The sequence below is a fragment of the Pedobacter punctiformis genome (assembly GCF_027213715.1).
Lineage (GTDB): Bacteria > Bacteroidota > Bacteroidia > Sphingobacteriales > Sphingobacteriaceae > Pedobacter > Pedobacter punctiformis.
On the sequence record NZ_JAPWGM010000005.1, the window covers coordinates 90,401 to 102,764 of the forward strand.

A 12,364-nucleotide genomic window follows, 5' to 3' on the forward strand; every position below is an offset into this window, starting at 1 on the left:
CTGAAACTATGATCACTTTTAAGAAACATACATTCCTTTTTGCTTTTGCTTTTTTCTGTTCGGTATGCTGTTTTGCTCAAAAAAATGAAACAACGATCAATGTGCTTAATGCGGTTCATTTTTACGATGGTTATGCAAAACCTGTAAATGAGCCGGTACAGCAAGGTTTAATCCGACTAAGCAATACGAAGTATATCCGCAAGCTTACTGATGCAGAAAGAGGAAAGATTGGGCATAAACTGAATGTGAAGTTGGTGGTTACTGCAGGTTGTGATAATTACGACAGGATAGGACGGGTAACCTTATATAAAACGCCAAAAAATAAATCTTTTGATGATGCAGAGGCTGAAGAATATGAATTGCTGCGCATTATGACGCCTTTTATGTACAAAACACGTAAACCGGATCAAATTCCTTATACCGCACAGGCAGATCAGATGGCGGGATTATTTAAAGATAAAAGCAGTGATATCTGGGTGCTGACTGAAATTTTTGGTACCACAGGTGCAGGGCAAAAAGAGGTCATTGGCTGCGATGGATCGTTGTTAACGTTTACGGTTTCTGTTGATTTTATCAGCGATAAGAGTAAAAATACAAACAATGCCCAGATAGCGCCTTTATTGAGTTATTATGCTTTGGATGGGAAGGATACTACAGCAGGTTATAATGCTAAAGAAGTTGAATTCACACTAACGAAAAATGCAAAATCTGCTGTTTTTTATCTGATTTCTTCCGGACATGGAGCTGGCGAAAATGGGGAAGAATACAATTGGAGAACCCACGTTTTATATTTAGATGGTAAAGAATATACCCGTTTGGATATGAACCAGAACTGTAGTCCTTACGAAATTTATAATACCCAACCGAATGGCATTTATTTTGGCAACATTGCAAAAGAACGCCGTAGCTGGTGTCCGGGGGCACCTGTTCCTGTTCGGGTTGTTAATTTAGGATCTTTAAACGCAGGTAAGCATAAACTGAAAATTACCGTACCTGAAGCTAGCTTATTAAAAACAGAAAGCAATTATCTTCTTTCCTGTTATATAGTGGCACAATAGGATATTATTCAATATTTTTTCATCACAATTCTTATTAATCATGACGGGTTTACCTTTTTAGATCATGATTTGATAATTCTTCGTAATTTTATTATGCTGTTAATCAGTATTTTATGTTTAAAAACTGATTTTTTAGTTTTATAACTTATTTTTCAGTTGTAAAACTTAAAAATAAGTTATAAGTTTGGGTATGGAAGAACTAACTAAAACAGAAGAGCGTATTATGCAGGTTTTATGGAAACTGCAGAAGGCATTTGTTAAAGATATTATTGATGAACTGGATGACGAACCTAAACCACCATACAATACCATTTCTTCAATTGTAAGGCTGTTAGAGAAAAAGGGCTATGTTGCCTATAAAGCTTATGGCAAAACTTATGAGTATTACCCGGCCATTAGCAAAGATGAGTACGCTAAAACAACTTTCACTAAATTATTTTCCGGCTATTTTGATAACTCGGTAAGCAACCTGATTTCTTTCATGGTTAAAAAAGAAAACCTGAGCCAGCAGGAAATAGAGGAAATTCAAAAAATTATTAACCAGGAAACTAAGCCATGATACTCATTTATTTATTAAAAGTTTCGGCCTGTACAGCTGCATTTTATGCAGTTTATCATTTGTTATTAGCTAAACTTACGTTTTTTAATCTAAACAGGATTTATCTTTTAGTTATGCTGGTGCTGAGTTTTAGCATTCCGGCATTAACCATTGAAAGTCGGCGTGAAGTTGTGGCTAGCGATCAGGTTAGCCTGACTAAAGTAGTGTATAACAATGATGGTGCTGCAGAGAAAGATTTTCAGGATGATGAAATAGGCACATCAAATAACAATACAGATTGGAATCAAATGTTTGAATATGCTTATTATTCCATTTTAGCACTCTTTATTTTAAGGATGTTGTTTATGATGGGTTTCGTAAAAAGAGAATTGCGGAAACATGTGGTTGATCAAACTGGCCCAATTCTGCTGGTTAATGCAAAATCAGTTGTAAAAAATTGCACTTTCTTTAACCACATCATTATCGATTCGGCTTTGCCGCCTGAAGAAAGAGATTTGGTTGTTAAGCACGAATCAATCCATGTACAGCAAATGCATGCTTTTGATAAAACTTTAGCTAATCTGGCAGCGGCTGTTCTATGGTTTAACCCGGTTATTTATTTATGGAGGAATGCAATTGACCATAACCACGAATTTCTGGCAGATAGAGAAACTTCAAAAACGGCCGATAAGAAAATTTATGCTTCTTTATTGCTCAATCTTGCCATGCCATCAAAAAACTTTGTAACAAATAGTTTTAGTAAACAACCATTAAAAAGCAGAATCATGATGTTGTATAAAAAACCAAATTCAAAGCTGCAAAAGCTTGCGTATTTTTTAATCGTTCCAGTTGTTCTGGTTTGTTCATTAGCCTTTATTAATCGTAAAGAAACCATCATAACCAAGCCTGTTGAAGCAGCCAAAAGTAAGACAGATGGTCTTAAAAATGAGGCCTTTGAAGTCAATTATTTTAAAAATGGCATTGTTTTAAATCCAAATGCCAAATCAGCATTTAAAGCAGTTGAAATTACTTTAGTTGTTGATGCCGGACATGGTGGTAAAGATGAGGCCGGAATAGCATTTAATGGGCAAAGAGAAAAAGATTTAAACCTGAATGCCGTTAAAATTTTAAAGGAAGAGGCTGCTAAAAGAGGTATAAAAGTAATCCTGACCAGAAATAACGATCAGTATTTAACCCTTCGTGACCGCTTACCGAAAGAAAGTGCTACGGCTTTTATTTCTATCCACCATAATGCTGCTGAGAAAGATGCCAAAGCTCCGTTTAATGGTATTGAGGTTTATGTTTCGAAGTTAAACAGCAACATTAAAGTAGCTGAAGAGCTGGGTACCGGTATTTTGAGCAAGCTTAATCAATTGGATGGTATTGAAGTGAAAAATTCTTTAAATGATGCCAATCTGTTCCTGTTAAGAGAATCGAAAGTGCCGGCAGTTTTAATCGAACTTGGAAACATTTCTAACGAGAAAAGCTTAGATTATATCAAAGAAGAGAAGAATATACGCCGGATCAGCAATCTGATTTTGGATGGCTTTGTGGCATTTTCAAAACGCGGTTGCTAAAACCCCTGAAATTATGGAATGGTTAACCTATTTGCTTGAAGTAAGTGTTTGCACCACTTTATTTTTTGGATTTTACCTGTTGGTATTAAGAAAATTAACTTTCTTTAAAATCAACCGCTTTTATCTTATTCTTAGTTTATTGCTGAGTCTTATTATTCCTGCATTTCAGGTTAACATAGAAAAGGCAGTTGAACCTCTTCCTGTTGTAAATGTGCAACCCGGATTAACTGTTCAGGAGGAGGAACCAACTCAACCGCCCTTACAAGTAATGCCAGCAGAAGATGCTGCGATTAATTGGTTTGCCTGGCTTGAAATAACCTATATATTGGTTGCTGTGGCCTTAATGTTAATTTGCCTGTGGCAGTTATTTCAATTGCTTAAACACACTAAAGAGCAAAGTCAAAACATTAATGGCTCAAAGCTAATATCAAAGCAAAAGGGCTTTACCAATTGCTCTTTCTTTAACTATGTGTTTATTAATCAGGATTATTTAACTGAAAGTGAATTACAGGTTTTGTTAAAACATGAACAAGTACATGCAAGTCAATATCATTCGGCAGATAAAATATTAATGATGATTTGTAAAGCTGTTTTGTGGTTTAACCCTGTTATTTATCTATACAATAAAGCTTTAGAGCAAAACCACGAATATGAAGCAGATGAAGTAACCTCATTGAGTTTCGGGAATAAAGATTATGCTAATTTATTACTCAAGCTGGCAATTGCTAAAAGTGATATGCCACTGGTACACAATTTTGTGAAAAGTCCGGTTAAAGAAAGAATTAAAATGTTGTTTCATTCTAAATCCAAAAATATGAAAAAGTTAATGTATTTATTGGTGTTACCTATCGCTATAGGGCTGATTTGGTTATTTACTGTTCAGGTGGTGTATGCGCAAGCTGAGATTAAGCATGATAAAACTTTTCAAGATACATTAAAGAAACCCCTGTCAAAAAACAAGGAGCTGGCTTTGCCTGATGTTAAGCAAACTGATCCTTATTTTACCTCAAAGGATTATTTAGATAAATTGAGCAGCATGAACGAGGTTCATGGTAAAACAATAAGTGGAGCTGTTGTTGGGGAATACAAAATTGGAGAAAAATCATCTTTTATGCGTGGTTATCTTTTTAAATCAGGAGAGAAAACTTATGTTTTGTAAAGCTAAAGAATAAATTAAGCATTGCCCTGAAGAATGGCGATCAACTGAAAGTAGTAGTGGGAGGAGCTGGATCGACAGTAAAGGATCCCTATATCGTGCTGGAACCTAAACAAGTTTATTTAGCCGGTAAACTGATTTATCAAATGCCAAAAGCGGAAGTCTATCCTTTTCTTTATGAAAGAAAGGGAGTGAGGTTTAATGATGGAAAGATTTCGGATATACGCTCATTTGCCGGTAAAAAGATAATTAATGTAATCGCGAATGGTTTTACTTTCAAAATTAACGTTGATAAAAACCAAACAGATTTAAGTTACCTGAGGGATTACAGCAAAAATGATCAGGTGAGATTAAGGTTTGTTCATGAAGTGAAAACTGGTGCTAAATCTTATGCAATAAATGATTGGATTTCAATTTCTAAAAATGTGAGAACCTATGGAGTTATAAATAAAAAGCTTTTTAATAAATTTTATGGAGAAAATGATGATCAGAAAATTTCACTAATAAAACCAGCAAATACGATAGTACAGCCAAAAGTTGTTTCTTTTAAAAAGCTTACCTACAATGGTAAAAGAAAACAGTCTTACTTTGAAAGGATTGTGATGACTATTTATGGTGGAGAGCTGGAAGCAGAGTATGCAGAAATGGATCAGAAGGAGGGTTTGATTAGGGCTAAAAACGCTGTTTTTACAGATAAAGCTGGAAATGTGATTAATGGTAAAGAAATGATCTTCGAATTGAAAAAAGGCACTTACTATACAAATTTAAAGCCTCCCGTTGCAAAAGAGAGTAATCTGACTTTAAAAAATCCTAACGAGTCCAGAATAGAATTCAGTGCCCGTGATTCTGTAAAAATGGGAAAGGATAAGCTTGTCATGTATTTATATGGAAAAGCTAAAATCCGTTATGAAAATATTAATATCGTTGCCGATGAAATTGTTTACAATAATAAAACCCTCGCAGGAACAGCAAGGAATCCAATTTTGACGGATGAAAAAAGTAAAATCAGTACCTCAGGAAGCTTTTTAAAGTTTGATTTAAAAGGAAAAACTGAAGTTTGGCAAAAATAAAAAGGATTTATAGAATTTGATTCACCGGTTTAAAGAATAAGAACCTGGTTAAAAAGCTTCGGCAAGACTGATATAAAATCCGCTCTGGCGCTTTTCATTTTTCAGTTTTTCACCTATTCCATAATCTAAACGTACACTTAAGCCTTTAGCCGGATCGAAGAAATAACGTAAACCTGCACCTAAATTTGGTTTAAATTTATCTGTGTCAAAATCAGTTTTACCCCAAACTGTGCCGGTACCTGCAAATAATACCGCTCCAAAGCGGTTGTTATAACGGTAACGCAATTCGGTTTGTAAAGCCAATAAGTTTTCATCGCGGTAACGACCTGAGTAATAACCACGCATCATCTCGTCATTACCCAGTTGAGGCAACAAATAAAAAGGGGTGTTTTTACTTTGTATGGTATTATACATTCCCTGTACACCGAGTACGAATTTTTTACCCAGTTTCCAGAAATTGCGCACGTTTAAGGTAATCTGACTACCATTAAAATTATCTCCACCAAAAAAATCAGGCGCATACTGATAAGTGATCCTTCCAAAAAAACCTTTAGTAGGGTAATTGTTAGAGTTACGGGTATCATAACTTTGAGATACGCCGGTAAAAATTACGCTTCCTCCCTGTTTTCCTAAAATTTGAGAATCGGTAGTAAAAATTCCTCCGGCCACTTTATCGGTAAAATCGTAGTTTTCAAATCCAAGAGAAATACCGGTATAAGCATTTTTAATAAAGGTCTTTTCAAGATCAAGGGCAATTTTAAACTGTTGTTGTACCAGTTTGTCTTCATTAACTTTATCGGTGTTGTTTCCAACGCCATAAAAATTAAAAGGCATTTTCTTAAATCTGATCTCTGCAATGCTATGATAAATATTGCCTTTGCTCCAGGCATCGCCCTGCAAACTTACACTGTATGTTTTTTTTGTTGAATAAGATGCCGTACCCGAGAAATTAGAGCTTCGGTTGGTGGTGTCTTTTCTGTCTCTGTAATAGGAGAATAATGCGCCAAGCCCAAATTCAAAACCTGTTTCCTGTGCATATCCAAAAACAGGTATAGGCATAAAACTTGCCTTACGGGTTGTATCTTTTTCTTCGGAAAGGAGTTTTCTGATGAGTTTCATTTGGGCCATCCCGGGTAAAGACACCACCAGAAGAAAAAATAAAACATATATTTTTTTCATGCCGCAAAGAAAAGGAATTTGTGCGATAGGTTAATCGGTTAATTGCCGAAATTGGTCAATTGTTTATCAATTTATTAAATGCTTCGGGCATTGCAAACCAGATAAACCATTAAGTACATTATGCTGTTAAACAAAAAACAGCTATTTTTGCCGCAAACAATACAAAATAAAATGAGCAATACAAGAGGACCGATATCTCAGTTTATGGAGCGCAATTACCTCCATTTTAACGCTGCGGCAATGATGGATGCAGCTAAAGGCTATGAAACGCATTTAGATGAAGGTGGTAAAATGATGATTACCCTTGCCGGTGCAATGAGTACCGCAGAATTGGGGATCTCTTTAGCCGAAATGATCCGTCAGGATAAGGTGGCCATTATTTCTTGTACAGGTGCCAACCTTGAAGAAGATATTATGAATCTTGTTGCCCACTCTCATTATAAACGCGTACCAAACTACCGTGATTTAAGTCCGCAGGATGAATGGGATCTTTTAGAAAACCATTATAACCGGGTTACCGATACTTGTATTCCTGAAGAAGAAGCTTTCCGCCGTTTACAAAAACACATTCACAAAATCTGGAAAGATGCTGATGAAGCAGGTGAACGTTACTTTCCACATGAGTTTATGTACAAAATGCTTTTGAGTGGCGATTTGGAACAATACTATGAAATAGATCCTAAAAACTCCTGGATGTTGGCGGCTGCTGAAAAAAACCTGCCAATTGTGGTTCCGGGATGGGAAGATTCTACTATGGGTAATATTTTTGCTTCTTATGTAATGAAAAAGGAGTTGAAAGCAACGACCATGAAAAGTGGTATTGAATATATGGGTTGGCTAGCCGATTGGTATATTGCCAACAGTGGGGGTAAAGGAATTGGTTTCTTCCAGATTGGCGGAGGTATTGCAGGCGATTTCCCGATTTGTGTAGTACCGATGCTTTATCAGGATATGGAAATGGAAAATATTCCGTTCTGGAGTTACTTCTGTCAGATCTCAGATTCAACAACTTCTTACGGATCATATTCGGGTGCGGTACCAAACGAAAAAATTACCTGGGGCAAATTAGATATCCATACGCCTAAGTTTATTGTAGAAAGTGATGCTACAATTGTAGCGCCTCTAATGTTTGCCTGGATATTAAAACAATAAAATAAAATTTATACAATCAAAATTCAAAATTTTGAACGGCCGTTTACAATTCTCTTGTAAATGGCCGTTTTTGTTGACTGAGAGGCTCAAAAGTGCATTTGTTTAGAATGATTATAAATTGTATTTCCAGTCATTATTATGTCATCGGATTTATTAATAAGTTATACTTTTGTTGAAGTTTTGATAGGCAGGCTATCGTCTAAGCATCAATTTCATATCTAAAAGTAAATTAAATAAGTATAAAGTGTTCATTATGAGAGATATCTCGATGATTTTAAAAAGTGTTTGGAAGTCGTTATTCTTGTTTTCAGCTATTTCTGTACTAGCGGTTTCTGCTGCTAATGCGCAAGATGCTAAAGAAGGAAGAACGCTTTTCAAAGCAAAATGTGCTTCATGTCACGCCCTTGATGCCAAATTGATCGGTCCTGCCTTAACAGGTGTGAGTAATCGCCACCCGGAAGCCTTCCTTTTAAAATGGATTCCAAATAACGCTGCCATGATCGCAGCCGGTGATCCTGCTGCTGTTAAACTTTTCAACGAAAACGGTAAAGTAGCAATGACTACCTTCCCTGAATTAGATGAGGCTAAGGTTAAAAGCATTTTAGCGTATATTAAAGAAGGTGAACCAAAACCAGCTGCTGGTACTGGTGCAGTTGCTGTTAAAGATGAATCTACTTCAGGTTTGTCAATTGCAGGAATTGTAGCTATCGTTTTAGTTGCTATCGTGATTTTAGTGATTTTAGGTCGTGCTTCTAAATTATTAGAACGTCTGATTTTACAAAAACAAGGAATTGAAATTGAAGAAGATGTACCATTAAAGGTAGGTGTTCGCAAAATGTTCAAGAACAAAAAGTTTGTTATGTTCTTTATTTTGTGCTTAATTATCTGTTTAGGTTCATTTGGATGGATGGGTATGTGGGAAACAGGTGTTCACACAGGTTACCAACCCGTACAACCCATTAAATTCTCACACGAATTACACGCAGGGATCAATCAAATCGATTGTCAATACTGTCACTCAGGTGCATTTAAATCTAAAAATGCTTCTATTCCATCATTAAACGTTTGTATGAACTGTCATAAAGCGGTACAGGCAAGGGATAAATATGATGGAGAGATTTCTCCTGAGATCAAGAAAATCTACAGTGCTTTAGGTTACGATCCTGAAACGCAGAAATACGATGAAAGTAAAACAAAACCAATGGAGTGGGTACGTGTACACAATCTTCCTGATTTTGCTTACTTCAATCACTCTCAGCACGTAGTGGTTGCTGAAGATGCGATTCGTAAAGCAAAAGGATTACAGCCAACTGAGCCAGTATGTTTCGCTTGTCACGGTCCGGTTAATACAATGGAAGAAATTTATCAATATTCTCCGTTAACCATGAAATGGTGTATCAACTGCCACAAAGAAACTGATATTTCTGGTCAGAAAAATAATGCTTTCTACGCTAAGGTTATCGAAGCGCATGAGAAAATTAAAAAAGGCGAAAAAATTACTCCAGCAATGTTGGGTGGTTTAGAGTGTGGTAAATGCCACTATTAATAAATAGAGTTTAGTAAGAACGTTCGAATAAACAGTAATATAGCTTAAATGGAAAGCAACAAAAAATACTGGAAAGGCTTAGAGGAGTATAACAATACCCCCGATTTTGTTAAGAATAACAAAAACGAATTTGCCGAGCCACTTCCAATAGAAGATGTTTTAAATGAAGCAGGGTTAAGTACCGTTACCCCACGCCGCGACTTTTTAAAGGCGTTAGGTTTTGGTTTAGGTGCAGTTACGTTAGCAGCTTGTCAAAGCACTCCTGTTCATAAATCTATTCCTTACCTGGTAAAACCTGAAGAGGTTACGCCTGGTATTCCTAACTATTATACTTCCAGCTTTAATGGCCAGAGTATTTTAGTTAAAACAAGAGAAGGCCGTCCAATTAAAATTGAACCAAACCCAAATGCGGGTGAGTTTAATTGTGGTACTGATGCAAGAGCACAGGCTTCTGTTTTAGATTTATATGATGTATCTAAATTAAAAGCACCAGTTCTTAAAAATGAGGAAACAACCTGGGCTAAAATTGATGCATTTGTAAAGGGTGAATTAAATAAAGCGCAAACTTCGGGTAAAAAAATCCGTATTGTATCATCGACAGTAAACAGTCCGTCAACTAATGCAGTTATTGCAGGTTTTATTACAAAATACCCTGCTGCTAAATTGGTTCAGTACGATGCTGTTTCTTATACAGGTATTATTCAGGCAAATCAAAATAGCTTTGGTAAAGCCGTTTTACCAAAATACAATTTCGATAAAGCAGATTTAATTGTAAGTTTTGGTGCAGATTTCTTAGGTACATGGATTAGTGGTGAAGAGTTTACGGCTCAATACACCGCTAACCGTAACTATAAATCATTAGAAAATAAAAAAATGAGCCGCCACATTCAATTTGAAAGTGGAATGAGCTTAACAGGTACTAATGCAGATACACGTGTTCCGGTTAAATTATCAGAACAAGGCCCTGCATTAATTGCCTTATATAATGCAATTACCGGTCAGGCTTTAGCAGGCGGAACATTAGGAAATAATGCTACAGCTGATAAAGTAATTAAATTAGTTGCTAAAGAATTGGTACAGGCTAAAGGTAAAGGCCTTGTAGTTTGTGGTTCTAACGATGTTTCTACTCAAATTTTAGTAAATGCCATTAATGCTGCTATCGGTAGCTACGGTACTACTATTGATTTAGATAACGCATGTCATTTATACGCTGGTAACGATGCAGAATTTGCAGGTTTAGTTGGCGAAATGAGCCGTGGAGAAGTTGGTGCAATCTTATTCCTGAACAGCAACCCTGCTTACGATTACATTAACAATAAAACATTTACTGAAGCTTTAGCTAAGGTTCCTGCAAAAATTTCTTTTGCAGACCGTGCTGACGAAACTGCTTCACTTTGTGATGCCATTGCAATTAACCACAACTATTTAGAGTCATGGGGTGATGCAAATGCTTACGAAGGATATTATTCAATCGTACAACCAACCATCAACCCTGTTTTCAACAGCCGTCAGGCAGAAGAAAGTTTATTAGTTTGGGCTGATGCACCGGTTAAAGATTACTACCAATTTGTACGCAGCAACTGGGAAACTAAAGTATTGCCAGCAGCAGGCCTTAAGTGGGAAGATGCACTGGATAAAGGTGTAATTTCTACTGCAGCTAAACCGGCTGGCGCTTATAGCTTCAGTTTATCTTTAGCCGCAGTTGTAACTTCAATTAGCAACAGCAGCAAATCTTTAGCAAAAGATATCGAGTTACAGGTTTATGAAAACGTGCCGATGCGTGATGGTAAAAATGCAAATAACGCATTCTTACAAGAATTACCTGATCCGGTTTCAAAAGTAACCTGGGATAACTATGTTGCACTTGCCCCTAAATTTGCAGAAAAATTAAACGTTAAAGAATTTGATGTTGTAACCGTTAAAGGAAACAACGGATATTCTGTTGACCTTCCGGTATTGATCCAGCCAGGACAAGCACAGGGAACTGCTTCAATTGCATTAGGTTACGGACGTGAGAAAGTAGGTAAAGCAGGAAATGGTGTAGGTAAAAATGCTTTCCCGTTTGTTTCATTTGTAAATGGAACCATGCAATACGCAACCAACGTAACCATTACGCCAACAGGTGGTCATTACGAATTGGCTCAAACACAAACTCACCACTCTTTCGAAGGTCGTAACGTAATCCGCGAAGCTACTTTTAAAGAATACTTAAAAGATGCTGGTGCAGGTACAGGAAAAGGTGAAGAAGGACATAAAAACTATGATCTTTGGGATCAGTACGAAAAACCAGGTAACAACTGGGTTATGGCAATCGATTTGAATGCCTGTACAGGTTGTGGTTCTTGTATTGTTGCTTGTAACGTAGAAAATAACATTCCTGTTGTAGGCCGTGATGAGGTTCGCCGTCGTCGCGAAATGCACTGGATCCGTATTGATCGTTATTACAGCTACGAAACTAAGGATGGTGATGTAACCAGAGAAAAAGAAATTGCTAAGTTAGAAGACTTAGATCACGTTTCGGTTGTTCACCAGCCAATGTTATGTCAGCACTGTGATCACGCACCTTGCGAAACCGTTTGTCCGGTATTAGCAACCGTACACTCATCAGATGGTTTAAACCACATGGCTTATAACCGTTGTGTAGGTACACGTTACTGTGCAAACAACTGTCCGTATAAAGTACGTCGTTTCAACTGGTTTAACTACTGGAACGATTCTCGTTTCGATAACTATTTAAATAACGAGTTTACTCAATTGGTTTTAAATCCTGATGTAACTACACGTTCAAGAGGGGTTATGGAAAAATGCTCTATGTGTATTCAACGTATACAGGGTGGCAAATTACAAGCTAAAATTGAGAAACGTCCATTAAAAGATGGCGATATTAAAATGGCTTGTCAGGAAGCTTGTTCAGCAAATGCAATCATATTTGGTGATTCAAACGATCCAAACTCTGAGGTTTCAAAAGCATTACGTTCTGAACGTATCTACTACGTTTTAGAAGAAATCAATGTAAAACCAGGTATCGGATACATGACAAAAATTAGAAATACAGATACAACAGTACAAGCGTAAGCTTTAGTATAAA

General features: G+C 36.6%; 9 protein-coding genes. 8 read left to right on the top strand and 1 reads right to left on the bottom strand.

Annotated features, from left to right (window positions below; all coding sequences use genetic code 11):
* Positions 1-8 precede the first annotated feature (8 nt).
* The 5 genes from O0955_RS14390 (at position 9) to O0955_RS14410 (ending at position 5,399) form a co-directional block, all read left to right on the top strand.
* Entirely contained in the window at positions 9-1,058 is a 1,050-nt protein-coding gene (locus O0955_RS14390; protein WP_269428253.1) for a peptide-N-glycosidase F-related protein, read from the top strand.
* 190 nt (positions 1,059-1,248) lie between these two features.
* Positions 1,249-1,617 (top strand): BlaI/MecI/CopY family transcriptional regulator, encoded by a 369-nt coding sequence (locus O0955_RS14395; protein WP_269428254.1) that lies wholly within the window; start codon positions 1,249-1,251, stop codon positions 1,615-1,617.
* A complete protein-coding gene (locus O0955_RS14400) occupies positions 1,614-3,173 on the top strand; it encodes an N-acetylmuramoyl-L-alanine amidase (RefSeq protein WP_269428255.1) in 1,560 nt (519 codons plus the stop codon). Before O0955_RS14395 ends, O0955_RS14400 begins: the two co-directional genes overlap by 4 nt.
* 13 nt (positions 3,174-3,186) lie before the next feature.
* The gene (locus O0955_RS14405; RefSeq protein ID WP_269428256.1) at positions 3,187-4,332 is read left to right on the top strand and encodes a M56 family metallopeptidase; all 1,146 of its coding nucleotides are present in this window, start codon (positions 3,187-3,189) and stop codon (positions 4,330-4,332) included.
* 143 nt (positions 4,333-4,475) lie between these two features.
* Complete coding sequence (locus O0955_RS14410; protein ID WP_269428257.1) at positions 4,476-5,399, top strand: hypothetical protein; 924 nt, start codon at positions 4,476-4,478, stop codon at positions 5,397-5,399.
* 48 nt (positions 5,400-5,447) lie between these two features.
* Here O0955_RS14410 and O0955_RS14415 read toward each other — a convergent pair whose 3' ends face one another.
* Positions 5,448-6,578: a BamA/TamA family outer membrane protein gene (locus tag O0955_RS14415; RefSeq protein WP_269428258.1), complete on the bottom strand. Its 1,131-nt coding sequence runs from the start codon at positions 6,576-6,578 to the stop codon at positions 5,448-5,450.
* A 171-nt stretch (positions 6,579-6,749) separates the two neighbouring features.
* On the opposite strand from O0955_RS14415, the gene O0955_RS14420 reads away from it, so the two are divergent.
* The 3 genes from O0955_RS14420 to O0955_RS14430 all read left to right on the top strand — a co-directional run bounded on the left by O0955_RS14420 (position 6,750) and on the right by O0955_RS14430 (position 12,351).
* Positions 6,750-7,730 carry a deoxyhypusine synthase family protein gene (locus tag O0955_RS14420; RefSeq protein WP_269428259.1) on the top strand — a complete coding sequence of 327 codons (981 nt, stop codon included), beginning with the start codon at positions 6,750-6,752 and terminating at the stop codon, positions 7,728-7,730.
* Positions 7,731-7,983: 253 nt separating this feature from the next.
* Positions 7,984-9,276 carry a c-type cytochrome gene (locus O0955_RS14425; RefSeq protein WP_269428260.1) on the top strand — a complete coding sequence of 431 codons (1,293 nt, stop codon included), beginning with the start codon at positions 7,984-7,986 and terminating at the stop codon, positions 9,274-9,276.
* A gap of 48 nt (positions 9,277-9,324) precedes the next feature.
* Complete coding sequence (locus O0955_RS14430) at positions 9,325-12,351, top strand: TAT-variant-translocated molybdopterin oxidoreductase (protein WP_269428261.1); 3,027 nt, start codon at positions 9,325-9,327, stop codon at positions 12,349-12,351.
* The last annotated feature ends 13 nt before the right edge of the window (positions 12,352-12,364 follow it).

Excerpts from the sequence above, each read along its gene's own strand:
- O0955_RS14390 (WP_269428253.1), top strand. The coding sequence starts at position 9 with ATGATCACTTTTAAGAAACATACATTCCTTTTTGCTTTTGCTTTTTTC.
- O0955_RS14395 (WP_269428254.1), top strand. The coding sequence starts at position 1,249 with ATGGAAGAACTAACTAAAACAGAAGAGCGTATTATGCAGGTTTTATGG.
- O0955_RS14400 (WP_269428255.1), top strand. The coding sequence starts at position 1,614 with ATGATACTCATTTATTTATTAAAAGTTTCGGCCTGTACAGCTGCATTT.
- O0955_RS14405 (WP_269428256.1), top strand. The coding sequence starts at position 3,187 with ATGGAATGGTTAACCTATTTGCTTGAAGTAAGTGTTTGCACCACTTTA.
- O0955_RS14410 (WP_269428257.1), top strand. The coding sequence starts at position 4,476 with ATGCCAAAAGCGGAAGTCTATCCTTTTCTTTATGAAAGAAAGGGAGTG.
- O0955_RS14415 (WP_269428258.1), bottom strand. The coding sequence starts at position 6,578 with ATGAAAAAAATATATGTTTTATTTTTTCTTCTGGTGGTGTCTTTACCC.
- O0955_RS14420 (WP_269428259.1), top strand. The coding sequence starts at position 6,750 with ATGAGCAATACAAGAGGACCGATATCTCAGTTTATGGAGCGCAATTAC.
- O0955_RS14425 (WP_269428260.1), top strand. The coding sequence starts at position 7,984 with ATGAGAGATATCTCGATGATTTTAAAAAGTGTTTGGAAGTCGTTATTC.
- O0955_RS14430 (WP_269428261.1), top strand. The coding sequence starts at position 9,325 with ATGGAAAGCAACAAAAAATACTGGAAAGGCTTAGAGGAGTATAACAAT.